This is a genomic window from Cryobacterium soli, assembly GCF_003611035.1.
GTDB classification, from domain to species: domain Bacteria; phylum Actinomycetota; class Actinomycetes; order Actinomycetales; family Microbacteriaceae; genus Cryobacterium; species Cryobacterium soli.
The window spans coordinates 2,179,356-2,202,696 of the sequence record NZ_CP030033.1 but is presented as its reverse complement, the minus strand read 5'-3'; the positions used below and the strand labels follow the sequence as shown (position 1 = coordinate 2,202,696).

Annotated in this window: 21 protein-coding genes and 3 tRNA genes; 19 read left to right on the top strand and 5 right to left on the bottom strand. The window is 67.3% G+C overall.

Annotated features, from left to right (window positions below):
- Positions 1–94: 94 nt before the first annotated feature.
- The 3 genes from DOE79_RS10050 (at position 95) to DOE79_RS10040 (ending at position 2,033) form a co-directional block, all read left to right on the top strand.
- Entirely contained in the window at positions 95–409 is a 315-nt protein-coding gene (locus DOE79_RS10050) for a hypothetical protein (RefSeq protein ID WP_120338377.1), read from the top strand.
- 152 nt (positions 410–561) lie between these two features.
- Complete coding sequence (locus DOE79_RS10045; protein WP_120337737.1) at positions 562–1,011, top strand: hypothetical protein; 450 nt, start codon at positions 562–564, stop codon at positions 1,009–1,011.
- A 35-nt stretch (positions 1,012–1,046) separates the two neighbouring features.
- A complete protein-coding gene (locus tag DOE79_RS10040; protein ID WP_120337736.1) occupies positions 1,047–2,033 on the top strand; it encodes a DDE-type integrase/transposase/recombinase in 987 nt (328 codons plus the stop codon).
- 93 nt (positions 2,034–2,126) lie between these two features.
- Here DOE79_RS10040 and DOE79_RS10035 read toward each other — a convergent pair whose 3' ends face one another.
- On the bottom strand, positions 2,127–3,305 hold the full coding sequence (locus DOE79_RS10035) for an isochorismate synthase (protein ID WP_245976880.1): 1,179 nt from the start codon (positions 3,303–3,305) through the stop codon (positions 2,127–2,129).
- A 128-nt stretch (positions 3,306–3,433) separates the two neighbouring features.
- On the opposite strand from DOE79_RS10035, the gene DOE79_RS10030 reads away from it, so the two are divergent.
- The 4 genes from DOE79_RS10030 to DOE79_RS10015 all read left to right on the top strand — a co-directional run bounded on the left by DOE79_RS10030 (position 3,434) and on the right by DOE79_RS10015 (position 7,761).
- The gene (locus DOE79_RS10030; RefSeq protein WP_236900791.1) at positions 3,434–4,159 is read left to right on the top strand and encodes a class I SAM-dependent methyltransferase; all 726 of its coding nucleotides are present in this window, start codon (positions 3,434–3,436) and stop codon (positions 4,157–4,159) included.
- Positions 4,160–4,190: 31 nt separating this feature from the next.
- On the top strand, positions 4,191–5,261 hold the full coding sequence (locus DOE79_RS10025) for a polyprenyl synthetase family protein (RefSeq protein WP_120338376.1): 1,071 nt from the start codon (positions 4,191–4,193) through the stop codon (positions 5,259–5,261).
- Between the two features lie 10 nt (positions 5,262–5,271).
- Positions 5,272–6,669 carry an FAD-dependent oxidoreductase gene (locus tag DOE79_RS10020; RefSeq protein WP_120338375.1) on the top strand — a complete coding sequence of 466 codons (1,398 nt, stop codon included), beginning with the start codon at positions 5,272–5,274 and terminating at the stop codon, positions 6,667–6,669.
- Positions 6,670–6,765: 96 nt separating this feature from the next.
- Entirely contained in the window at positions 6,766–7,761 is a 996-nt protein-coding gene (locus DOE79_RS10015; RefSeq protein ID WP_120338374.1) for an alpha/beta hydrolase, read from the top strand.
- 76 nt (positions 7,762–7,837) lie between these two features.
- Here the strand turns inward: DOE79_RS10015 and DOE79_RS10010 are convergent, their stop codons facing one another.
- Together DOE79_RS10010 and DOE79_RS10005 are read right to left on the bottom strand one after the other, a co-directional pair.
- The gene (locus tag DOE79_RS10010; protein WP_066598753.1) at positions 7,838–8,326 is read right to left on the bottom strand and encodes a YajQ family cyclic di-GMP-binding protein; all 489 of its coding nucleotides are present in this window, start codon (positions 8,324–8,326) and stop codon (positions 7,838–7,840) included.
- Positions 8,327–8,381: 55 nt separating this feature from the next.
- On the bottom strand, positions 8,382–9,398 hold the full coding sequence (locus tag DOE79_RS10005) for a LacI family DNA-binding transcriptional regulator (RefSeq protein ID WP_120338373.1): 1,017 nt from the start codon (positions 9,396–9,398) through the stop codon (positions 8,382–8,384).
- A 155-nt stretch (positions 9,399–9,553) separates the two neighbouring features.
- On the opposite strand from DOE79_RS10005, the gene DOE79_RS10000 reads away from it, so the two are divergent.
- The 3 genes from DOE79_RS10000 to DOE79_RS21040 all read left to right on the top strand — a co-directional run bounded on the left by DOE79_RS10000 (position 9,554) and on the right by DOE79_RS21040 (position 12,147).
- Positions 9,554–9,635: transfer RNA gene (locus tag DOE79_RS10000), tRNA-Tyr, on the top strand.
- A gap of 121 nt (positions 9,636–9,756) precedes the next feature.
- Positions 9,757–10,590 (top strand): inositol monophosphatase family protein, encoded by an 834-nt coding sequence (locus DOE79_RS09995; protein ID WP_120338372.1) that lies wholly within the window; start codon positions 9,757–9,759, stop codon positions 10,588–10,590.
- A gap of 312 nt (positions 10,591–10,902) precedes the next feature.
- A complete protein-coding gene (locus DOE79_RS21040; RefSeq protein WP_220094327.1) occupies positions 10,903–12,147 on the top strand; it encodes a M23 family metallopeptidase in 1,245 nt (414 codons plus the stop codon).
- Positions 12,148–12,252: 105 nt separating this feature from the next.
- Here the strand turns inward: DOE79_RS21040 and DOE79_RS09985 are convergent, their stop codons facing one another.
- Both DOE79_RS09985 and DOE79_RS09980 read right to left on the bottom strand, forming a co-directional pair.
- On the bottom strand, positions 12,253–13,011 hold the full coding sequence (locus DOE79_RS09985; RefSeq protein ID WP_342767960.1) for a GTP pyrophosphokinase: 759 nt from the start codon (positions 13,009–13,011) through the stop codon (positions 12,253–12,255).
- A 200-nt stretch (positions 13,012–13,211) separates the two neighbouring features.
- On the bottom strand, positions 13,212–14,879 hold the full coding sequence (locus DOE79_RS09980) for a glycoside hydrolase family 13 protein (protein WP_245977260.1): 1,668 nt from the start codon (positions 14,877–14,879) through the stop codon (positions 13,212–13,214).
- A gap of 172 nt (positions 14,880–15,051) precedes the next feature.
- Here DOE79_RS09980 and DOE79_RS09975 point away from each other — a divergent pair, with 172 nt between their 5' ends.
- From DOE79_RS09975 to DOE79_RS20530, 9 genes are all read left to right on the top strand, one after another.
- Positions 15,052–16,284 (top strand): sugar ABC transporter substrate-binding protein, encoded by a 1,233-nt coding sequence (locus tag DOE79_RS09975; RefSeq protein WP_120338368.1) that lies wholly within the window; start codon positions 15,052–15,054, stop codon positions 16,282–16,284.
- A 131-nt stretch (positions 16,285–16,415) separates the two neighbouring features.
- Positions 16,416–18,041, top strand: coding sequence for an ABC transporter permease subunit (locus DOE79_RS09970; protein ID WP_120338367.1), 1,626 nt, complete (start codon positions 16,416–16,418; stop codon positions 18,039–18,041).
- A gap of 1 nt (position 18,042) precedes the next feature.
- Complete coding sequence (locus tag DOE79_RS09965; protein ID WP_120338366.1) at positions 18,043–18,960, top strand: sugar ABC transporter permease; 918 nt, start codon at positions 18,043–18,045, stop codon at positions 18,958–18,960.
- A gap of 7 nt (positions 18,961–18,967) precedes the next feature.
- Positions 18,968–20,914 (top strand): glycoside hydrolase family 13 protein, encoded by a 1,947-nt coding sequence (locus DOE79_RS09960; RefSeq protein WP_120338365.1) that lies wholly within the window; start codon positions 18,968–18,970, stop codon positions 20,912–20,914.
- A 53-nt stretch (positions 20,915–20,967) separates the two neighbouring features.
- A tRNA-Thr gene (locus tag DOE79_RS09955) sits at positions 20,968–21,039 on the top strand.
- 31 nt (positions 21,040–21,070) lie between these two features.
- Positions 21,071–21,144: transfer RNA gene (locus tag DOE79_RS09950), tRNA-Met, on the top strand.
- A 615-nt stretch (positions 21,145–21,759) separates the two neighbouring features.
- Positions 21,760–22,179: a DUF4232 domain-containing protein gene (locus DOE79_RS09945; RefSeq protein ID WP_220094323.1), complete on the top strand. Its 420-nt coding sequence runs from the start codon at positions 21,760–21,762 to the stop codon at positions 22,177–22,179.
- Between the two features lie 285 nt (positions 22,180–22,464).
- Positions 22,465–22,860 carry a hypothetical protein gene (locus DOE79_RS09940; RefSeq protein ID WP_162942700.1) on the top strand — a complete coding sequence of 132 codons (396 nt, stop codon included), beginning with the start codon at positions 22,465–22,467 and terminating at the stop codon, positions 22,858–22,860.
- 303 nt (positions 22,861–23,163) lie between these two features.
- Positions 23,164–23,337 (top strand): hypothetical protein, encoded by a 174-nt coding sequence (locus tag DOE79_RS20530; RefSeq protein WP_162942699.1) that lies wholly within the window; start codon positions 23,164–23,166, stop codon positions 23,335–23,337.
- Positions 23,338–23,341: the final 4 nt, after the last annotated feature.

The window sequence follows — 23,341 nt, the reverse complement described above, 5'->3', positions numbered from 1 at the left end:
AGAGGGCGAACCGGCACCGCCCGCAGCCGCAGCGGGTTTGGTACCGTTGCTTCGTTGCGCCACGTCGTGGCGGACAGGCATCGAGGAGTGCAGCATGACCGGCAAGTCTCCCACCAGGGCCACTCTCGCCTCGCCGGCCTTTCCGGTGCATCCGCGGGCCGATCAGCTCTCCCGCTGGGCCATGGTCGCCGGTATCGTGGCGTTCCTCGGCGGATGGCTGCCGGTGCTGGGCCTGATCCTCGGTGTCATCGGCGTCGTTCTGGGGCTCCTGGCCAAGCGGCGCTCGAACCGGCCGGAACTCGGCCTCACCGCCCTCATCCTGTCGATCCTCGCGGTTGTCACCAACATCGTGATCGACGTGATCATCGTGATCTCGTTCGTGGACCAGATCAACAACCTGCCGGGCTAACCGACACGGCGCACCCAGCCGGGATGCGTCGTCCGCCGCTAACTGGTGCCCAAGCGGACAAATGCACCCGGCGCACCCTGAGTGTCAGCCTGTGGTGAGACAAATCATCGTTTCATCACGGGCCGGCAGAGGGCGGGGAAGAGGACATCCAAATGGAAATGTCAGAAGTCCAAACCCGGCTTACTCGGAAGCATCATTTCACGTCTGCTGAGCGCCTCGCGATTCTTGCGCAGTGGGAGCAGTACGCGTCGACGGGCGCGGAGGTCGGCGCGAAGTCCGCGTTCTGTCGCCGAGTCGGGATCGACGTTAGGTCGCTGTCGCGGTGGAGTCAGGAGAAGCGGCAGGGCCTGCTGGTCGAGACGGAACAGCGGCAGACTAAGTACGTGTTGACGAAACAGGAGCGGATCGAATTTCTGCGGCTGCAGAAGGAAAACGCGATCCTCAAAGCCCAGTTGGAGCAGTCCGAGAGCGCGGTGGAGGTGTTGGGAAAAGCCTCAGAGCTCTTGTCCGCGCTGGCCAAGAGCTCACAAATCCGCACCCCGCCGCTGCCGGACGAGCCAGCGATCCCGGCCGCGTTTCGGAAGCCGAAACCCACCGAGTAGCGTTCGAAACAGTCGTCGACCTGACTGCTGTGGGGATGCCGGTGGTGCGGGCCTGCGCGTTGGTCGGCTACTCGCGGGCATCGTTCTATCGGCACCGCAGCCCCCGCGCCCGCCTGGCCGCGCCGATCCCGCAGAAGGACCGGCACCAGCCAGCCACGCTCTCCACTGCGGAGAGCGCGCAGATCCTGGCGCTGATCAACACCCCTGAGTATGAGGGCTTCTCGATCTGCCAAGCGTTTTACCGGGCCTGGGATGCGGGTGTTTACCTGGCGTCGAAGTCTTCCTGGTACCGCGTCGCCCGCGCGGCCGGGCAGGTCCACGAGCGCCGCCGGCAGGCTGAGGGGTCGCCGAAGAAGATCCCCGAGCTGGTCGCGACCGCCCCGTCACAGGTGTGGTCCTGGGACATCACCAAGCTCAAGACCACGATCCGGGGCCGCTACTTCCACCTCTACGTGATCATGGACATCTACTCCCGCCGCGTCGTGGGCTGGCGGCTGGAGGCCTACGAGGATGGTGACCTCGCCGAAGAACTGATCCAAGAAGCGGTCACCGCGAACCACGGCGTCGCGCCGAACTATCTGCACTCGGATAACGGTGCGGCGATGGTGAGCACACCGGTGTCCTTGCTGCTGGAGAAACTCGGCGTCGATAAGTCCTTCTCACGGCCCAAAGTCTCCAACGATAACCCCTACAGCGAAGCGTTATTTAAGACCGCGAAATACGATCTCGCATTCCCCGAGATCTTCGCCACGACCGATGACGCCCGCGCCTACTTCGGCTGGTTCTTCCACGAATACAACCAGAACCACCGCCACTCCGGCATCGCCTGGAACACCCCCAACGACGTTCACTACGGCCGCACCGACCGAGTGACCCGTCGCCGAAGCCAGGTCCTCAACACCGCATTCAGAACGCATCCGGAACGCTACGCCCAACACCCCAAGCCCCCGGCCCTACCGGGCCGGGTATGCATCAACGACCCCCGCCAAAAACCCAAACCCAACCTGTCTCAAACAGGTTGACAAATACCGCGCACCGGGCCCATTTGTCCGGAGCGGGAACACTTACCGGCGTGCGAGGTCGCGTTGCACGAGACCGCGCGGTGCGAACCGGCTCTAGCCGAACGCCTCCACCACGGGGCGGAACTTCATCTTGGTCTCCGCCAGCTCGCGGTCGGGGTCGGAGTCCAACACGATGCCGCAGCCGGCGTACGCGGTGACGTCCCCGGTCGGGGTGACCTGCGCGCAGCGCAGCGCGATGGCCCACTCGCCGTCGCCGTCGGCGCCCACCCAGCCCACCGGGCCCGCGTAGCGGCCGCGGTCGAAGGGTTCCAACTCGCGGATGAGCGCGAGCGCGTCCTGCGTCGGGGTGCCGGCCACCGCGGCGGTCGGGTGCATCGCCGCAATGAGGTCGAGCGAGGTGGACCCGTCGCTCAGGGTGCCCTCGACGTCGGTGGCCAGATGCCAGAGGTTGGGCAGCTTCACCGTGAACGGGATCTCGCTCGTGGTGAGTACCGAGGTGTGTGGGCGGAGCGCGGCCAGCACACTCTGCACGGCGAACTCGTGTTCGTCGCCGTCCTTGCTGGAGGTGGCCAGGGTGAGGGCGGCCTCGAGGTCCGCCGCGGCATCCGCCCCGCGGGAGATCGTGCCGGCGAGCACCCGGGCGTTCACCTCGTTGTGGTCGGCGCGGATCAGGGTCTCCGGGCTCGAGCCGACGAGGCCGTCGACGGCGTAGGTCCAGCAGTCCGGGTAGCCCAGGGCGAGCTCGGTCAGTAGGCGGCGCAGGTCAGACTCGGCCGGCAGGTGGCCGACGAGGTCGCGGGCCAGCACCACCTTGCTCAGGTCCCGGTCGCCGATGTGGGTGACGGCGGCGGCCACGGCCTCGCGGTAGCCGGCCGGGGTCAGCGCGCCGGGCAGCAGGGAGATGCGGTACTCATCGCCCAACGGCTGCAGGGCCAGCGGGATCTCGGGGGCGGCCTGCCCGGTGGGCCAGATGCGGGTGACCCAGCACTGGCCGTCCTCACGGCCCACGACCACCTCGGGCACGATCAGCACGCTGGTCTGGCTGGAGGAGTCATCGAACGCGAAGGTGCCGAACGCGAGCAGGCCCGTGCCGGTGCGCGCCAACGGGTCGGTCACGGTGGCCGCCGCGACGACATCGCGCCAGGCCGCCGCGGCATCCTGCATGCGGGTGGGACCGGAGAACTCAAGCCGCAGAGCCGTGCCGAGGCCGGCGAGACCCTGGTTGCGGCGCATCCACAGCAGCGGGGTGCGCTGATCGAGCAGGAGGATCAATTGGCGAATGTCGGCAATCGGGGACGTTTCAACCGTTAGAGCAGGCGCATTCACTCGTCTACCCTACGCCTGCGCCCGCGGGCACCCGGCCGCGCCGTATCCCAGGCGCCGCAATCTAGACTGGACCGGTGAGTAGAGCAGATCTTAATAAGCAGCCAGCGCAGGTCGCCGCCATGTTCGATCTGGTCTCGACACACTATGACCGCACGAACGCGCTGCTCTCCGTGGGCAACGCCTCGCTGTGGCGTGTCGCGACCACCCGGGCCGTGAACCCGAAGCGTGGCGAGCGCATCCTCGACATCGCCGCCGGAACCGGCACCTCGAGCGTTGCCCTGTCGCACACGGGCGCGCACGTCGTGGCCGCCGATTTCTCCGAGGGCATGATCAAGGTGGGCCGTGAGCGTCACGCCGGCAACCCCAACGTCGAGTTCGTGCAGGCGGATGCGACGGCCCTGCCGTTCGCGGACGGCGAGTTCGACGCCGTCACCATCTCCTTCGGCCTGCGCAACGTCGTGGAGCCTAAGAAGGCCATCGCCGAGTTCTACCGCGTCACCAAGCCCGGCGGCCGCGTGGTCATCTGCGAGTTCTCCACCCCGCCGTTCACGCCGATCCGGGTGGGCTACTTCGCCTACCTCAACCACGTGATGCCCCGCATCGTCAAGCTGGCCTCTTCCAACGCCGAGGCGTACGACTACCTGGGTGAATCGATCGCCGCCTGGCCCGACCAGCCCACCCTCAGCGCCTGGCTGCGCGATGCTGGATACGATGCCGTCGCGTACCGCAACCTCAGTCTCGGTATCGTGGCTCTGCACCGCGGAATCAAGACGGCCGCTGCAGCGTCCCCAACCTCCTGAAACTCCCAGATCCGATCGTTAGGCTGACAGAGTGAAATTGACCGCCCCCGTGGCCCGCCGGAGCCCGTCGGTAACGTCGCAGCTGGGCCTGAGCGATCGGATCTTCTCCACGGCCGCCGACCGTGGCCTCGCCGCCAGCATCGAGACCGGACTCGACGACGTGACGACGAGCCTGCTCGGCGAACTCGTGTTCGCCGACGAGATCGCCAACGTCACCAGCCGCTACCTGCTGAACGCCGGCGGCAAGCGTGTGCGCCCGATGCTCGCCCTGCTCACCGCGCACCTGGGCGAGGGCACAGTGCCCGACGTCATCCGCGCCGCCACCGCGATCGAGATCACCCACCTGGCCTCGCTGTACCACGACGACGTCATGGACGACGCCGACAAGCGCCGCGGCGTGCCCAGCGCGCAGGTGGTCTGGGGAAACTCCATCGCCATCCTGGCCGGTGACCTGCTCTTCTCCCGCGCCAACCAGCTGATGGGCCGGCTCGGCGACCGCGCCGTGCGCCTGCAGGGCGACACCTTCGAACGTCTGGTGCTCGGCCAGCTGCACGAGACCGTGGGCCCCGCAGACGACCAGGACCCGATCGACCACTACATCCAGGTGCTCGCCGACAAGACCGGGTCGCTCATCGCCGCCGCCGCCCAGTCCGGCATCATCTTCTCCAACGCACCATCCGAGTTCGAAGAGCCCGTTGTGCTGTTCGGCGAGCGGATCGGTGTGGCCTTCCAGCTCATCGACGACGTCCTCGACCTGTCGCCGCAGCCGCAGGAGACCGGCAAGGTGCCCGGCACCGACCTGCGCGCCGGCGTCGCCACGCTGCCGCTGCTGCGCTTGCGCGAACGCGCGGCAACGGATGCCCGTGCCGCCGACCTCGTCGCCCGCCTCGAAGCCGATGTGATGAACAGCAAGGGCGCCGCCACCGAGGCCGCCGACTCCGCCATCACCGCCCTGCGGGAACACGATGTGACCACCCAGACCCTCGCGGAGGCCCACGGTTGGGCCCGTGATGCCGTCGACGCCCTCAAGCCCCTGCCGCACGGCTCGGTCAAGAAGGCGCTCACCCGTTTCGCCGAGACCATCGTCGAGCGATCCAGCTAGAAAGGCTCCCATGACCAAGTTGCGATTGGCCATAGTCGGTGCGGGCCCCGCCGGCATCTACGCCGCAGACATCCTCCTGAAGGCCGAGCGGAATTTCGATGTCTCCATCGACCTGTTCGACCACCTGCCGGCCCCGTACGGGCTCGTGCGCTACGGCGTCGCGCCCGACCACCCCCGCATCAAGGGCATCATCACGGCGCTCCGCGACGTGCTCGACCGCGGCGACATCCGCCTGTTCGGCAACGTGCGCTACGGCACCGACATCACCCTGGACGACCTCAAGAAGCACTACAACGCGGTCATCTTCGCCACCGGCGCCGTGCACGACGCCGACCTGGCCATTCCGGGTATCGAGCTCGAAGGATCCTACGGCGCCGCCCGGTTCGTGAGCTGGTTCGACGGCCACCCCGACGTGCCCCGCACCTGGCCGCTCGAGGCCACCTCGGTCGCCGTGATCGGCAACGGCAACGTCGCCCTCGACGTCTCCCGCATCCTCGCCAAGCACGCCGACGACCTGCTGCCCACCGAGATCCCGGCGAACGTCTACGAGGGTCTCAAGGCCTCACCGGTCACCGACGTGCACGTGTTCGGCCGCCGCGGCCCCACCTCGGTGAAGTTCACCCCGCTGGAACTGCGCGAACTCGGCGAGCTGAACGACGTGGACATCATCGTGCACGACGAGGACTTCGACTACGACGATGCGGCCCGCGCGGCCGTGGCCAGCAACAAGCAGGTCTTCGTGATCGACAAGGTGCTCAACCAGTGGCGCAAGCGCGAGACGGGGAGCGCCTCACGTCGGCTGCACCTGCACTTCTTCGCCCGCCCGGTGGAGGTCACCGACGACGGCAACGGCCACGTCGGTGGCTTCAAGTACGAGCGCACCGCCCCGGATGGCCAGGGCGGCGTCGTGGGCACCGGAGAGATCCGCGAGCTGCCGATCCAGGCCATCTACCGGGCCGTCGGCTACTACGGCTCCTCGCTGCCGGGCATCCCGTTCGACAAGAAGCGCGGCGTGATCCCCAACCGCGAGGGCCAGGTGCTCTGGAAGGGCGAGCCGGGCTTCGAGTCCAGCACCGCCAGCCAGCAGATGTACGGCGTCTACGCCACCGGCTGGATCAAGCGTGGACCGGTGGGCCTGATCGGGCACACCAAGTCGGACGCCATGGAGACCGTGCGGCACCTGATCAACGATGTCGGCAACTGGTGGCGGCCCGAGTCGCCCTCCGAGGAGAGCATCCTCGAGCTGCTCGACGAGCGTGGCGTGGCGTACACCGACCTCGACGGCTGGCACCGCCTCGACCAGCACGAGCTCGCGCTCGGCGCCGAGCAGGGCCGTGTGCGCGTCAAGGTGGTTCCCCGTCACGAGATGGTCGAGATCTCCCGGGCCCAGGTGCCCGCCGAGCTCTAGCCCCATCTCTCGCTCCGCACCTCAGCGAACTGTGCGTTGAGCCCCAAACGCGAGTTTTCGGGGCTTGGCTCACAGTTCGCGTTCTAGGGTGGGGGTATGGGGGAGCTCGTGTGGCAGGAGGATCTGCTGGGGGAGCGCTTCCAGCAGGCCACGCTGCCGCTCGGCAGCGACGGCGAGGGCGATGTGGTCGCCACGCTGGTACGGCACCGCCCGCCGCCGACGGACCTCGTCTCGCCGTTCGCCCCGGCGCACGGCGTCGATGTGCTGTACGTGCACGGATGGTCGGACTACTTCTTCCAGACCGGCCTCGCCGAACATTGGCACCGGGTGGGCGCCCGTTTCTATGCCCTTGACCTGCGCAAGTACGGGCGCAGCCTGCGCGACCACCAGACCCCCGGCTTCGTGGCCAATCTGGCCACCTATGACGCCGACATCGATGCAGCCCTCACCGCGATGGGCCACGGGGAGAATGCCGAGCGGCCGTCCCGCCGCCGCCTCGTGCTGATGGGCCATTCCACCGGCGGCCTCACGTTGAGCCTGTGGGCGGCCCGGCACCCCGGCCGGGCGCATGCCCTGGTCTTGAACAGTCCGTGGCTCGAGTTGCAGACCGGCGGTGCAGGTCGCGCTTTCATCGCGCCTCTCGTGCAGCTGGGCGCCCGGGTGCAGCCGCTGGGCACCCTGCCGCAGGTGGACCTGGGCTTCTACACTCGGTCGGTATCGGCCGACACCGGCGGCGAGTGGAGCTATAACAAGCTCTGGCGGCCGATGCGCGGCTTCCCGGCGCATCGCGCCTGGCTGAACGCGGTGCTCGAGGGCCAGGCAGCCGTGGCGGGCGGGTTGGGCATCGACGTGCCGATTCTCACGCTGCTCTCGGCGCGGTCGACGATCCTGCCGAGGTGGAGCGATCAGATGAGGCTGACCGACAGCGTGCTGGTGGTCGACGACATCGCCAGGGCAGCGGTGCGGCTGGGGTCCTCGGTCACTGTGGCGCGCATCGAGGGCGCCCTGCACGACGTCGTTCTCTCGGCTGAGGCACCCCGGGCGGCGGCGTACTCGGCGCTCACCCGGTGGCTGCGCGCCTACGCGCCCTAACCATCCGCTAACTGTGAGCCGCGCCCCAGAAAACGCGAGATTCTGGGGCTAATCTCACGGTTAGCGAGGGGAGGGGCTAGCGGAAGTTGACGAACTGGAGGGCCACGTCGAGGTCCTTGCCCTTGAGCAGGGCCATCGTGGACTGCAGGTCGTCGCGGCTCTTCGAGGAGACCCGCAGCTCGTCGCCCTGGATCTGGCTCTTGACGCCCTTGGGCCCCTCGTCGCGGATGATCTTGTTGATCTTCTTCGCGTTCTCCTGGTCGATGCCGGCCTTCATGCTGGCCTCGATGCGGTACTCCTTGCCCGACGCGTACGGCTCGCCGGCGTCGAGGCTGCGCAGTGAGATGCCGCGCTTGATCAACTTCGACTCGAACACCTCGAGGATCGCCTTGACGCGCTCCTCGGTGTTGGCCTTCATGAGCACCTTCTCGCCGCTCATCTCGATGGATGCGCCCACGTTCTTGAAGTCGTAGCGCTGAGCCACCTCTTTGTGAGCCTGGTTGAGCGCGTTGTCGACCTCCATGGGGTCGACCTTGCTGACGATGTCGAACGTTGAATCTGCCATGGGAGCCATGTTACCGAGAAGGGCCCGATGCTGCCCGCTCCGGCGGCGCTCCCACTCAGCCGCCGGGTCGGGCCGTGCTCGAACGCACGATGAGCTCGAACGGCATGGGGGTGTTCAACGCCGCCTGGTCGTGCTGGCCAGGGTGCAGCTGATCCATCAGGATCTCCACGGCCTTGGCGCCCTGGCCCTGCGGGAACTGGGCGATCGTGCTCAGGCCGAAGAAGTCCGCCAACTCGTGGTCGTCGATGCCGATCACCGAGACGTCCCGCGGCACCACCAGGCCCAGGTCGCGGGCGGCCAGGATGCTGCCGATGGCCATCTCGTCGGAGGCCGCGAAGATCGCCGTGGGCCGGTCGTGCGGGCTGCCGAGCAGCTGCTTGGCGGCCTGATAGCCGCCGCGGATGGTGAAGTCGGCCGGCTGGAACAGCTCGGCGGACAGCCCGATCCCCGCGCCGTTCAGGGCGGCCTCGTAGCCGAAGCGCCGGTTCGTGGGCAGGTGGAAGTCGAGGTCGAAGTCTTTGTTCCCACCGATGTGGGCGATGCGGGTGTGGCCCAGCGCCAGCAGGTGCTCGGTCGCGAGCCTGGCCACGGCCACGTCGTCGATCGTGAGGGTGCGCACCCCGGAGATCGGACCGCCCACGCCCACCAGCGGCTTGCCCAGGGCGTGCAGACGGGCCACCTCGCTCTCGGTGAGTTCGAGGGAGATCGCGATGACGGCATCCACTCGCTGGCGCAGCAGGAAGTGCTCGAACACGCTGCGGCGTTCGTCGCCACCGCCGGTGAGGTTGTAGAGGGTGAGGTCGTAGCCGTTGTGCAGCAGGGCCTTCTGGGCTCCCTCGACCACGCTGGAGAAGAACCAGCGGTTGAGGAACGGGACGACGACGCCGATGTTCTTCATGCGGCCAGACGCCAGGCTCGACGCATTGGAGGACACCACGTACCCCAGCTCGAGCGCGGCGGCCTTGACCTTCAACCGGGTGGCCGGGGAGACGTGACCGTTGCCGCTCAGGGCGCGCGAAACCGTGGCTGTGGAGACGCCCGCGCGGCGGGCGACCTCGTCGATGCCGACCATTCGGGTTCCTTACGGCGTGCAAGATGGGGTATTAGCCGATCATATCCACCGTCCGAGCGGCGGGTCGCCCACCCTGATTTCGCACTTGGGCCCTCTGGCTTGTATTCTGTCTGAGCGTCTCCGGTCACGTGGTCACATATGGTCGGGTATGCACTGGCGAGTTACCCAAGCGGCCAAAGGGATCTGACTGTAAATCAGACGGCGTAGCCTTCGTGAGTTCGAATCTCGCACTCGCCACAGCAAGAACTGCACGAACACAGCACAACGAACGCGCCGGACCTCCGGCGCGTTCGTGCGTTAAGCCGTCGGATGCCCCGACTCCTGTCGCCGCCGGGCGGCCGTGGCGTACCGTGGGCGGATGACCACTGCAGCCACAGCCGAACTGCTCGCCCTCGCCCAGGAGACCGCCACGGTCGCCGGAGAGCTGGCCCGTCGGCGTCGCGACGAGGGCGTGGAGATCGCCGCGTCGAAGTCCTCCCCTGAGGACGTGGTGACCCTGGCCGACCGTGAGACCGAGGCCTTGATCCGCGGGTTGCTGGCGGACGCGCGACCCGACGACGGTTTCTACGGCGAGGAGTCCACCGCCACCACCGGTACCTCGGGCCTCACCTGGGTTGTGGACCCTATCGACGGTACCGTCAACTACCTCTACGGCATCCCCTTCTACGGCGTGAGCATCGCCGTGGTCGAGGGCGACGCCGACCCGGCCACCTGGACAGCCCTGGCCGGCGCGGTGCGCAACCCCGCCATCGACGAACTGTTCTCGGCACGCGCCGGCCACGGCGCTCATCTCAACGGCCGTCGCCTCCAGGTGGGCAGCGGAGCGCCGTTATCGCTGGCCCTGTTCGGAACGGGCTTCTCCTACGACTCCGCCCGGCGCACCCGCCAGGCGCAGGTGCTGCAGGGCCTCATCCACGAGGTACGCGACGTGCGCCGGATGGGCGCCGCCTCCCTCGATCTGTGCGCGGTGGCGGCCGGCCGGCTCGACCTCTACTACGAGCGCGGACTGAAGCCGTGGGACCACGCCGCCGGCGCCCTCGTCGCCGCAGAGTCCGGCGCCCGGGTCGGAGCATTCGGCGACGACCGTGAAGGCCAGAGCCTTCTCATCGCGGCCGCCCCCGATCTCTACCGCGCGGCCGAGCCGCTGCTGACGAAACTTTTCGAAGAATTTATGGCCGACGACGACATATGAGAAATCCCCGGCGGTGCCACCGGCGCGTCCCTTGCGATGCCGGGTCAGACGCCGGTTCCCGTGCCGTGATCGAGGTGGCCTGGAGTGCCCGGGCGGGGTGCGCGCGACCCCTTTTTCGGGTGTGATTCGTCGGCGCGAAATGGAATTTTGGCGGCTCGCAAGCTAGCCTTTATCTATTCGTTACTTTGGCTAGAGCCAAATCACCCGCTTTTTCCTTGTCCGTCGCGCTGAAAGTTCCCGCCCTTGTCACGTCACTCCCCGTTTTCGGATGCCTCCGCACCCGACTCGAGTGACCCCTCACAAGACGACGAATTGTCGCCGTTCCCGGCCCCGTCGAACGCCCCACAGCGGGCGTTGACCCGCCGTGAACAGCGTGAACTCGAGCGCCGGCTCGCCGAAGACGCCGCCCCCGTAGCGGACGCGCCGGCCGCAGGCCACCATTCCACCGACTTTGTTGCCGCCCCCGCCGCAGAGCTCACGCCCGAGGTGCTTCTCGTAGTGGAAGCCGAGCTGAATGAGCCGCATGTCGAGTCCGTCGTCGTGCGCGAAGCGGATCTCGCCCTGCCCGCTGAGCCGGCCTACGAGCAGCTTCCCACCGACGTGTCGCCGAACACCACGACGACCTCGATCCCACTGCCCTCCCGGGCGGCCCTGCGCGCCCAGCTGCGCGCCGCGCAGGCGATGGATGAGGCCACGCCCGCCGTGACCGCCGCTCCGGCCGCACAGGCGCCCCTGGAGTCGCCCGAGGCCGAGCGTGTGCTGCCTGAGTTCGTACCGCGCACCCGTGCGCTGCCGGCCCCGGCCAAGCGCATTCCGGTGTCCACGCGCTCCGGCCACCACCGCATGCGCATGCTCGCCGCCCGCAGCGGATCGATCGTCGCGATGACGTTCGTGGCTCTGATGGCCGTGGCCACCTCGATTCCCGCCGATGCCCTGCTGTCCTCCAGCGACGTGCAGGCCGCGGCACACCAGGCGCTGAAGCCCGCCGACGGCGGCCCTGCCCAGGTCCTCAACCTCGCCAGCGGCTCGGACACCATCACGGTGGAGCAGGACAGCTTCGAATCGAAGTCCATCGCCGAAGTCGCCGCGGCCAGCGGCATCCGCCTCGAGGATGCGTTCACCAACAACCCGAACGGCACCATTCAGTGGCCGTTCGCGGTGGGTGTGCACGTCGGCGACCAGTTCGGCTACCGCAATTGCGCCGGCTGCTCGGTCAACCACGGCGGCCAGGACTTCAACCCCGGCCTCGGTGCTCCCATCCAGTCGATCGCGGACGGCGTCGTCAGCTACACCGAAGACGGCGAAGGCAGCCTCGGCGTGCACATGGTCATCGACCACATGATCAACGGCGAACTGGTCTCCAGCGTCTACGCGCACATGATCCACGGCTCGATGCTGCTGAAGACCGGCGATGTCGTGAAGGTCGGCCAGGTCATCGGCAAGGTCGGCTCCACGGGAATGTCGACCGGCCCGCACCTGCACTTCGAGATCCGCCTCGGCGGCATCAGCGGCACCAAGGTGGACCCGCTGGTTTGGCTCCGCGCCAACACCAACTAGGCCACCGGCAGCCAGGTCGGCCCGCGGGGTCTCGACAGGCTCGACCACCGAGTTTGCCGGCTTCGGAGTTCGGCCCGCGGGGTCTCGACCGGCGAGTGGGCCGGCTCAGACGGCCTTGGCCAGGAACGCCTCGAGCAGTGAGCGAGGCAACGGGAACGGCATGCTCTCGGCTCCGTTCGGTGCGGACTGCAGTTCGCGCTGCGCCACCGGCTCGGTGACGGTGCCCAGCGACACCACCTGGTCGTGCAGGCGCTCCATGTCCACGTCCAGCCGGTGCGCCACATCCGCGGCCTGTTTGAGCTCGCTCACGAGGGCTGTCGGCACGGCACCGTCGTACTTGTAGAAGATCTTGTGCTCGAGGCTGGCCCAGAAGTCCATCGCCACGGTGCGGATCTGCACCTCGACGGTCACGGGCTGCACCCGGTCGGACATGAAGACCGGGATCGCCACGATCAGGTGCAGGCTCTTGTAGCCGTTCGGCTTCGGGTTCTTGATGTAGTCCTTGACCTGCAGAACCGTGATGTCCTGCTGGCTGGTCAGCATCTCCAGCACCCGATAGGTGTCCGAGATGAAACTGCAGGTGATGCGGATGCCCGCGATGTCCTGGATGTTTTCCCGGATGCCCTCGAGGTGCAGCGGGTAGCCCTTGCGGGTGGCCTTCTTGAGGATGCCTTCCGGGGACTTCAGCCGGTGGCTGACGTGCTCGATCGGGCTGTAGTCATGGATCGCACTGAACTCTTCCTTGAGGATGTTGACCTTGGTCATCATCTCGTCGGTCGCGAACTTGTACGACATCATGAAGCGCGTCAGCTCGGTCCGGAGCGCTCGGAGGTCGGTCGGCCATTCGGCGTCCAGGTCCGTCACGAGTTCTCCCTCATCCACCAACGCCGTCATCCACCGTGTTGCGATCACACAGTGCGGCTCTCCAACGATGCCGCGCGCACAGAGCGGCGACCACCCCAGTCTGGCATCCCGCACATCGGCACTCGCTGGGAGCAGGGTGTGAGCGCCCGATGAGAAGACGTTGTGCAGGATGCGGGGTGGCCGCCGCTGTGCGGCCGGGATCAGGCCTGCAGCCAGGCGGTGGTGTCGCCGGGGAGGGTGCGTCCTTCGAGGAGCTCGCTGCTGAGCAGTAGGGTGCCGTCGGGCAGCTCCACGGGCTGGTCGCCGGTGTTGGCCACCACAATGACATTCCCGTTGCGGAATACGAGCACACTGTCGCTGGGTGACGGCAGCCACTCCACCGAACCGAGCCCGAGACCGTGCTCCCGGCGCAGCTTGAGCGCGAGCGTGTAGAGCTCCAGCGTCGATCCCTCGACGCCCTCCTGTGCATCCCGGGCCAGGGTGGCCCATTCGGCCGGCTGGGGGAGCCAGCTGGCCGGGCTGGGGCCGAAGCCGTACGACGGAGAGGCGGCCTCCCACGGGATCGGCACGCGACAGCCGTCGCGGCCGTAGCGCTCCCCGTTGGTGCGGAACCAGGTGGGGTCCTCGCGGGAGGAGTCGGGCAGGTGGATGACCTCGGGCAGACCGAGTTCCTCGCCCTGATAGATGTAGCTCGACCCGGGCAGCGACAGCATCAAGGCGGATGCGGCGCGGGCCCGGCGCAGGCCCACCTGGGTGTCGGGCAGCCCGACGGTGTTCGGTCCGATGCCGTGACCCTGCAGGTTGTCCGCGGTCAGGGCCAGCCGGGACGCGTGGCGCACGACGTCGTGGTTGGAGAGCACCCAGGTGCTCGGGGCGCCCACGGCGCTGAACGCGGCCAGGGAGTCGTCGATCACGCGCTTCAGCGGAGCGGCCTCCCACGGGGTCTCGAGGTAGGCGAAGTTGAAGGCCTGGTGCATCTCGTCGGAGCGCACCCACTGGGCCACCCGGTCGAGCGGGTCGACCCAGGCCTCGGCGGCGAGGATCCGGTCGCCCTCGTACTCGTCGAGTACCAGGCGCCAGTCGCGGTAGATGTCGTGCACGCCGTCCTGCGCCCAGTAGGGCGCGCCGGCCACTTCCTCGGCCACGACGCCGGGCTCGAGCGAGGTGGCCCCGCCCATGCTGCCGCCGTCGACCGGCGGGGTGTAGTCGGGCAGACCCTTGGCCTTGATCATGCCGTGGGCCACGTCCACCCGGAAGCCGTCGACGCCGCGGTCGAGCCAGAAGCGCAGCACGTCCCGGAACTGGGTGCGCACCCACTCGTTGTCCCAGTCGAAGTCGGGCTGGGTGGTGTCGAAGAGGTGCAGGTACCACTGGCCGGGCGTGCCGTCGGGGTTCACGGTGCGGGTCCAGGCGTTGCCGCCGAAGACAGACTCCCAGTTGTTCGGCGGGAGTTCGCCGTTCTCGCCGCGGCCGTCGCGGAAGATGTAGTGCCCGCGCTCCTCGCTGCCCGGCCCGGCGGCCAGGGCGGCCTGGAACCAGGGGTGGTCGCTGGAGGAGTGGTTGGGCACGATGTCCACGATCACCCGGATGCCCAGCGCGTGCGCGGCATCCTGCATGGCGTCGTAATCGGCGAGGGTGCCGAAGAGCGGATCGACGTCGCAGTAGTCCGAGACGTCGTAGCCCGCGTCGCGCTGCGGCGACCGGTAGAACGGCGAGAGCCAGATGGCATCCACCCCGAGCTCGGCCAGCTGGGGCAGGCGGGAACGGATGCCCGCGAGGTCGCCCATGCCGTCGCCGTTCGCGTCAGCGAACGACCGTGGGTAGATCTGATAGATAACGGCGGTACGCCACCACTCTGTGCCTGTCATGACGGACAGACTACGGCATTCCAGAGAACGTGCAAGCGCTTCCATTAATCCAAGGTCGCAAATCGACCTGAGCGCTGTAGATAACCACACACTGGGTTGCTAAACGAGAAAATGACAGGTATACATGTAACCGCTTGCACAAATGTCAATGTTGATTACGAAAGGCACACCAATGATGGTGAAGAAGAATGGCCTGCTCGCCGCCGGCGCGATAGCCGTCGCGGCGTCCCTGGCCCTGGCCGGATGCTCGGCTGGATCCGACTCGAGCGGCGCTGCCTCGGACGCCGATTCCAGCACCTTGACAGTGTGGGTCGACGCCGACCGCGCCGCCGTGCTGAAGGACGCCGCCGCGGCCTTCACCAAGGAATCCGGCGTCAAGGTCAAGCTCGTGCAGAAGGACTTCGCCAAGATCCAGGAAGAGTTCATCGCGCAGGTTCCCACCGGCAAGGGCCCCGACATCACGATCGCCGCCCACGACTGGCTGGGCAACTTCGTGAGCAACGGCGTCGTGCAGCCCGTGGAGCTCGGCGACACCGCGGCCGACTACCAGCAGGTCGCCGTCACCGCCATGAGCTACGAGGGCAAGACCTACGGCGTGCCGTACTCGATCGAGAACATCGCGCTGCTGCGCAACACGGCCCTCGCGCCCACGGCCCCGGCCACCTTCGACGACATGGTCGCCGCCGGCACCGCAGCGGGCACCGAGTTCCCCTACCTCGTGCAAATCGGCCCCGAGGCCGACCCGTACCACCTCTACCCGTTCCAGACCTCCTTCGGCGCCCCGGTCTTCGGCACCAACGCCGACGGCAGCTACAACCCCGATGACCTCACCGTGGGCAACGCCGGTGGCGAGGCCTTCGCCACCTGGCTCGCCGCCGAGGGTGCGGCCGGGCGGATGAGCGTCAACCTCACCGGCGACATCGCCAAGGAGAAGTTCTACGCCGGCGCCTCCCCGTTCCTGCTCACCGGACCGTGGAACGTGCCGGACGCCCAGGCCGCCGGCATCGACGTGTCCGTCGACGCCGTTCCCTCGGCCGGCGGCCAGCCCGCTCAGCCCTTCGTGGGTGTGCAGGGCTTCATGGTCAGCGCCAAGACCAAGAACGCCATCGCCGCCAACGAGTTCCTGGTGAACTACATCGGCAGCGAAGACGTGCAGACCGCGCTCTACGAGGTCGGCGGGCGCCCGCCGGCGCTCACTGCCGCGTTCGAAGCTGCCAGCTCCGACCCGATCACCGCCGGCTTCGGCGCCGTCGGCGCCACGGCCGTGCCGATGCCCAACATCCCGCAAATGGGCAAGGTCTGGCAGTTCTGGGGCGTCACCGAGGCCGCGATCATCAGCAACCAGGGTGACCCCGTGCAGCTGTGGCAGAAGATGACCGCGGACATCGCGGCCGCCATCCAGTAACAACCGGCTCCTCCCGGGTGCGCCCGGCCTCTTCGGGGCCGGGCGCACCCGATCACCGCATCACCGCTACGCCGCACCACCCGCAGAAGCGCAGCACTCGCAGCACCCGCACCTCACATCGAGAGCAGACAATGATGACTACCCCCGGAACCGGGCACGACCGGGCCCAGATCGTCGCCGCCAAGAGGCAGCGGCAGGCGAGCCGCATCGCGGAGGCCGCATCCGCCGGCATCAAGGTGCTGCTGGTCAAGGTGCTGGTGCTGGGCATCGTCGACGCGATCAGCGTCTACGCCCTCTTCGTGCTGTTCGCCAAGCAGGACTGGTTGGTCTTCGGCCTGGTTCTCGTCGTTACCGTGGCGGTCAACTGGATCTACTTCCGGGTCAAAGGCCTGCCGGCCAAGTACCTCACCCCCGGCCTGATCTTCCTGCTCATCTTCCAGATCTTCGTGGTGGGGTACTCCGGCTACATCGCCTTCACCAACTACGGCACCGGACACAACAGCACCAAGGACGATGCGGTCTCCTCGCTCATCCTGTCGGCGCAGGAGCGCGTGCCCGATTCGCCCACCTACGCCCTCACTGTGCTCGAACAGGCCGGCGTCTACAGCTTCCTGGTCACCGATCCCGACGGCGACATCAGCGTCGGCAACGCCGACTCCCCGCTGAAGACCGTGACGGATGCCGAAACGGACGGCTCCGGCCAGGCCGTGGGCCTGCCCGGCTACAGCACCCTCAACTTCGCCGACATCGTGGCCAACCAGGAGGCCATCGCGGCCGTGGCCGTGCCCCTCTCCGACGACCCGAACGACGGAAGCCTGCGCACCCCGGACGGCTCCGCCGCCTACCTCTACCTCTCCGACCTCGTCTACGACGAGGCAGCCGGCACGATGACGAACACCGGCACCGGGGTGGTCTACACCGAGGACCCGTCGCAGGGTTCCTTCGTCGCCGCCGACGGCAGCGAACTCCAGCCCGGCTGGAAGGTGGAAGTGGGCCTGGCCAACTTCGCCAAGGCCTTCGGCACCGACTCCATCCGCGGCCCGCTGATCAGCGTCACGCTGTGGACGTTCGCCTTCGCCTTCCTCTCGGTGGCCACGACGTTCGCGCTGGGCCTGTTCCTGGCCATCGTCTTCAACGATCTCCGGATGCGCGGCCGCAACGTCTACCGCGTCGTGATGATCCTGCCCTATGCCTTCCCCGCGTTCCTCTCCGCCCTGGTCTGGGCCGGCATGCTCAATCCGCAGTTCGGCTTCATCAACCAGGTGCTCTTCGGCGGCGCGGAGATCCCGTGGCTCACCAACGAATGGCTGGCCAAGTTCAGCATCATCTTCGTGAACCTCTGGCTGGGATTCCCCTATATGTTCCTCGTCTGCACGGGCGCGCTGCAGTCGATCCCCGGCGAGCTGCAGGAGGCCGCCACGGTCGACGGCGCGAAGCCCTGGCAGGTGTTCCGGCTGATCAAACTGCCGCTCCTGCTGGTGTCGGTGTCGCCGCTGTTGATCGCCTCGTTCGCGTTCAACTTCAACAACTTCAACCTCATCTACATGCTCACCAACGGCGGGCCTCGCGACGTCACGGCCGGGGTGAACGTCGGCGCCACCGACATCCTCATCTCGATGGTCTACAAGGTCGCCTTCGTCGGCGCCAGCCGGGACTACGGGCTGGCGAGCGCCTTCTCCATCCTGATCTTCGTGCTCGTGGCCCTCGTGTCGATCATCAGCTTCAGACAGACCAAGGCACTAGAGGAGTTGAACTGAGATGGCCATCGCACCGAGCATCGCAGCCCCGAGCGACACCGACTACATCCCGGTGAAGCGCCCCTTCAGCTTCGGCCGCTGGTTCCGTGCCACCGGCTGGCGCCACCTCATCGGCGCCGTCATGGTGGTCTTCTCCGCTTTCCCGCTGCTCTACGTGCTGTCGGCGTCGCTGCACCCCGGCGGCACCCTGATCACCGCCAACGGCCTGTTCAGCCAGATCGACCTGGGCAGTTACGTCACCCTGTTCAACCTGCCGCAACAGCCCTACGCCGATTGGTACGCCAACACCCTGCTGATCGGCGGCATCACCTCGGCCGGCACTGTGTTCCTGGGCGCCCTCGCCGCGTACTCCTTCTCCCGGATGCGCTTCACCGGCCGCCGGGCCGGTCTGCTGATGCTCGTGCTCGTGCAGATGTTCCCGCAGCTGCTGGCTGTCGTGGCCATCTTCCTGTTGCTCAACGGCATCTCCGACATCTTCCCTGCCATCGGCCTCGACACCCAGATCGGCCTGATCATGGTCTACCTCGGCGGAGCGCTCGGCGTGAACACCTACCTGATGTACGGATTCTTCAACACGATCCCGGCCTCCATCGACGAGGCCGCCAAGCTCGACGGCGCCGGCCACGCGCGCATCTTCTTCACCATCATCCTGCGCCTGGTCGCGCCCATCCTCGCGGTGGTCGGTCTGCTCTCCTTCGTGGGCACCACCAACGAGTTCGTCATCGCGAGCATCGTGCTGATCACCCCGGAGAAGCAGACCCTGGCCGTGGGCCTCTACCAGTTCGTGTCGCAGGAGTTCTCGAGCAACTACTCGGTCTTCGCGGCCGGAGCGGTGCTCGCGGCCCTACCGGTGATGGCCCTGTTCCTGTGGCTGCAGAAATACATCGTGGGCGGCCTCACGGCCGGCTCCGTCAAGTAAGCGCCGGATGTCGCTCCACGCGCTCCCGCCGTACCTGCTCCCGCACAGCCCGCTGCCGCTCGTCGCCCTTCCGCACCATGATGGCTCCCCGCTCTACGTGTCGACTCCTGCCCCCGCGCTGGGGGACGTCGTCACTGTACGGCTGCGCGTCCCGCTCGCTTTCGGTGCCGTGGCCACGGTGCGCACCCGGTCCAACCCCGACCAGGAGCCGCGTTTCGACGATGCCCGTCCGCTCGACTCCACCGGCGATGACGGATACGCCTGGTGGGCCGCGGACCTCGTCGTGGAGAACCCGGTGCACGGCTACCGGTTCCTGATCGGCATGGCCGACGGCGGTCACTGGTGGCTGAACGCCAGCGGGCTGCATGACATCGAGACCCTCGACTCCGAGGACTTCAAGCTCGTCGCGCACCCGGCCCCGCCGGACTGGGCCGCGACCAGCGTGATGTATCAGGTCTTCCCCGACCGGTTCGGCCGCTCGGCCGCCGCCGACACCCGCGAGGCACCCGACTGGGCCATGCCGGCCCAGTGGGGCGACGCCGTCGACCAGCTGCCGCCCGGCCGGTCGCACCAGTTCTACGGCGGCGACCTCGACGGCATCACCGAACACCTCGATCACCTTGACCGGCTCGGCGTGACCCTGCTCTACCTCACCCCGGTCTTCCCCGGCCGCTCCAACCACCGCTACGACGCCGCCGCCTTCACCGAGGTCGATCCGCTGCTCGGCGGCGATGCGGCGCTCATCCGGCTCGTCGAGGCCGCCCATGCGCGAGGGTTCCGGGTGATCGGCGACCTGACGGCCAACCACTCCGGCGAGGGCCACGAATGGTTCCGGGCGGCCCACGGCACCCCGGCGGCGCCCGAGAGTGCCTTCTACTACTGGCTCGACGCCGAGCAGCGCGACTACATGTCCTGGCTCGGCGTGCCAGAGCTGCCCAAGTTCAACTGGACCTCCCCTGAGCTCCGCCGCCGGTTCATCGAGGGCGCGGACTCGGTGGTTGCCAAATGGCTGGAGCCGCCGTTCAACCTGGACGGTTGGCGCATCGACGTGGCGAACATGACCGGCCGCCTCGGCGACGAGGACCTCAACGCCGAGGTCCGCCAAGCCATCCGGCAGACCATGATCGAGGTGAACCCCGACACCATCCTGCTCGGCGAATTCACCAACGACGCCGCGGCCGACTTCCAGGGCGATGCCTGGCACGGCGCGATGACCTACGCCAACTTCACCAAGCCGCTCTGGTCGTGGCTCTGCCGGCCCGACTCGGTGCCGTCGTTCTTCGGGGTGCCGCTGGGCAGCATCCCGGCGCATACCGGCGTCCAGTTCCACCGGGCGCACACTCGCTTCGCCGCCGGTTTCCCCTGGCGCACCCGGCTGGCCACCATGAACGCCCTCGACACCCACGACACCGCCCGCTTCCGCACCCATGCCGACGCCGAAGCGGTGCCGGTGGCGGTGGGGCTCTCGGTGACCCTGCCGGGCATCCCGGTGGTGTTCGCCGGCGACGAGTTCGGCCTGGCCGGCATCGACGGCGAGCATTCCCGCACCCCGATGCCCTGGTCCAGCGTGACCGACCCGGAGGTGGCCGGCACCATCGATCTCTACGCGGCGCTGATCGGCCTGCGCCGGGCGCACGAGGTGCTCAGCACCGGCGGGCTCCGCTGGCTGCACGTGGGCGACGACGCGCTCGTGTACGTGCGCGAGAGCGCGGGGGAGAGTGTACTGCTGCTCGCCACCCGGGCTGCGGCGGACGTGACCCTGCCCGTCTGGGCGGTGCCGCTGGGAGGCGCCGTCGGCACCCTGCTGGCAAAGCTGGGACCGGCCGTCTTCACTGCCGACCCCGAGGGTCTGCACCTGGCCGCCACCGGCGCATCGTTCACCGCCTGGGTGCTGCCCGGCGTCACAATCGCGGCGGATGAGCACCCCGTGTCGCAGAGAGGTCTCGCGAGGTGATAATGTTTACCGGTTGCCAAAAGCACGGTTCAGCTTCAGAACTATGAAGTTTTGCCCCCTTAGCTCATTGGTAGAGCACTTCCTTGGTAAGGAAGAGGTAGTGGGTCCGATTCCCACAGGGGGCTCAGGCTTGGGAGCTAAGCTCTGAAGGCCTAAGGCGGGGTAGCTCAGTTGGTTAGAGCACACGGCTCATAATCGTGGTGTCGCGGGTTCAATTCCCGCTCCCGCTACACACAAAGGCCCTTTGATCAGGAATTTCGCCGATCATGGGGCCTTTTCTTTTTACTCAGTGCCAATAAACTCCGCTCTCGACTCCGGTCTGGACGAAAGCGATGTGTGCGAACGACGGCCCGGCGTCGGTGGGCGCCTGCCCAACTGTGCGGGTCTTGCGAGCGACAACCGGTTCACGTCCGGTGCGCCAGATGAGAGTGGCTTTCACCACTTCTGATTCTGGTTGCACCCCGACCTTGAATCTGTATGGTGAATCGCGATCCCCACACACATCGTCACGCCGATCCCCATCAGGTCTTTCGTGACAAGGGGACGTCAAATGACAAGATTGTCCTTCCCGTTCTGGGGCGGGCACGTTGTACATGTTCTGGCCGACTGACCGTTAGATTCATCGCATGGGGAAGATGCACGGGTTCATGTCACTGTCCGCCGCCGTTGGAGTGGCCCTGGTCCTCGCCGGTTGCACGTCGGCTGGAGGCGGTGACGCTTCTAGCTCTTCTCCCGTGCCGGCTTCCCCCACAGCGACTGCCCTCCCCACCGCTACGGGCGCTCCTGCGCCAGCTACTGTGGCGCCGGCTGCCGCGCCGGCGGCGGCATGCCCCGACGACTTGACCGTGGAGTTGGGAGCAGACCCTAGCGGCACCCCGGGCATCTACTACCTCAGCTTCACGAACACCGGTAACGATGCCTGCGACACGGTCGGGTTTCCGGACGTGACCTGGGCCGCTCCCGATGGGGCAGCGATCGGTACGCAAGAGCACTCTGACGTCTACTCGCGGGCGGGCACCACGGTTTCTGTAGCGCCCGGTGGGCAAGCGTACGCCTGGATCCATGTGGTCGACGCCTCACAGTCCAACGGTGACTGTGCGTCCGATCCGACACCTGTTGACGGTTTGAATGTCACGATCACCGGCTCCATCAAGGCGCACGCCGTGGCTCTTCCGGCGACGGTCTGCATCGACCCCGAATACATGAGCGGCATCCAGATCGGACCCTTCGACTCAGAACGGCGCAGCCCGAGCAAGGGTTACTGAGCCATCACCGCGACAAATACTTCAGGCGACGTTGTCTACTTCAGGCGACGTTGTCGTCATCGTCGTGCTCGGAGCGGGGCAGTACGACTTCGAGACGTACAAGATGTTCTGCCAGGCCCCCTTGGCCATCGTCGACAGCGTGCCCGACGAGAAGCTCTGCGGACTCAGCCTCGGAAGCGTGTTCCCGGGCGACGTGCGGTTCCCTGCGGACCGGCACAGCGCACACGACAGCCTGGCATATGCTCCTGAAGATGGAGGCGTGACATGGATGTTGTGGATTCACCCGTGCTTGAGTTCTCTGAGTCCCGCGAACTGCTTAGCAGCGCAGCCGAATCCGACATTCGCCGAAAGACGTCCATGCTCATCTCGATGTGGGTAGGCATCACCGCCGTCGCCGTCTCCCTCGTCGTTCTCGGAACGCTCGCCCTGTATCAGGGCGGACGTCTGGTCCTCACCTGCTGGGTGCCGAACTACGGGCTCGAGCCCCGACCCGATGTCGCGGATGCGTGCACGGAAGCGTGGCGCCCCTACGTCCTCGCTCCGATCTGGGCGATGGTGCTGGGTCTTCTGGCCGCCCTGTCCATGATCATTGGTGCGCGACGACCTCGACTGAGCTGGCCCATCGCCGGAGCCCTCATCGTCGCCGCTGGTATCGTTTTCGCGCTCGTGCAGTCTGCCTGAGCCTTCCCGAGGCGCCTGCCCGCATCATTGACACATATGGTCCTACATGGGAGCCTTCGAGCTCGCGCGGCTGCTGCCGCACAGCTCCTGGACTCTGGGTCGGTGGCCTCATGGTGAAGCTCCACGCGGAGTTGGCGGAGCTTCCAGCCCCGCGCACGACCGTAGATGTGAACTCTGCGCTCCACCTTGAAACTGAGGCGATCACTTTCTTCCAGGCCGCCGCGCTCCTGCAGGGCGCCGGCTCTGGCGGACACCCGAGCGCGGGGCCACCACGCTGAGGACGCAGTCGTGCTCCTGGCGTGCATGGACGATGCCAGCGACGCGCTGTTCGGCCTGGGTCAGCAGAGCCGGGGACGGCTGCGCGCGCTCGTCAAAGTACTGACCGAGCAGACGGCACCCTGGGCCAACCACGACGCAGTGGTCCAGGCGCTTGCACGCGAGACGCTCGACGAACTGTCTGAGCACCTGAGCTCGTAATCAC

Bases quoted from the DNA above. Each gene is read 5' to 3' on its own strand.
- DOE79_RS10040 (WP_120337736.1), top strand. From the start codon at position 1,047: ATGCCGGTGGTGCGGGCCTGCGCGTTGGTCGGCTACTCGCGGGCATCG.
- DOE79_RS10005 (WP_120338373.1), bottom strand. From the start codon at position 9,398: ATGGTCGGCATCGACGAGGTCGCCCGCCGCGCGGGCGTCTCCACAGCC.
- DOE79_RS09965 (WP_120338366.1), top strand. From the start codon at position 18,043: ATGGCCATCGCACCGAGCATCGCAGCCCCGAGCGACACCGACTACATC.
- DOE79_RS09970 (WP_120338367.1), top strand. From the start codon at position 16,416: ATGATGACTACCCCCGGAACCGGGCACGACCGGGCCCAGATCGTCGCC.
- DOE79_RS10045 (WP_120337737.1), top strand. From the start codon at position 562: ATGGAAATGTCAGAAGTCCAAACCCGGCTTACTCGGAAGCATCATTTC.
- DOE79_RS20530 (WP_162942699.1), top strand. From the start codon at position 23,164: ATGGACGATGCCAGCGACGCGCTGTTCGGCCTGGGTCAGCAGAGCCGG.
- DOE79_RS10050 (WP_120338377.1), top strand. From the start codon at position 95: ATGACCGGCAAGTCTCCCACCAGGGCCACTCTCGCCTCGCCGGCCTTT.
- DOE79_RS09975 (WP_120338368.1), top strand. From the start codon at position 15,052: ATGATGGTGAAGAAGAATGGCCTGCTCGCCGCCGGCGCGATAGCCGTC.
- DOE79_RS10020 (WP_120338375.1), top strand. From the start codon at position 5,272: ATGACCAAGTTGCGATTGGCCATAGTCGGTGCGGGCCCCGCCGGCATC.
- DOE79_RS09960 (WP_120338365.1), top strand. From the start codon at position 18,968: ATGTCGCTCCACGCGCTCCCGCCGTACCTGCTCCCGCACAGCCCGCTG.
- DOE79_RS09995 (WP_120338372.1), top strand. From the start codon at position 9,757: ATGACCACTGCAGCCACAGCCGAACTGCTCGCCCTCGCCCAGGAGACC.
- DOE79_RS10010 (WP_066598753.1), bottom strand. From the start codon at position 8,326: ATGGCAGATTCAACGTTCGACATCGTCAGCAAGGTCGACCCCATGGAG.
- DOE79_RS09980 (WP_245977260.1), bottom strand. From the start codon at position 14,879: ATGACAGGCACAGAGTGGTGGCGTACCGCCGTTATCTATCAGATCTAC.
- DOE79_RS10015 (WP_120338374.1), top strand. From the start codon at position 6,766: ATGGGGGAGCTCGTGTGGCAGGAGGATCTGCTGGGGGAGCGCTTCCAG.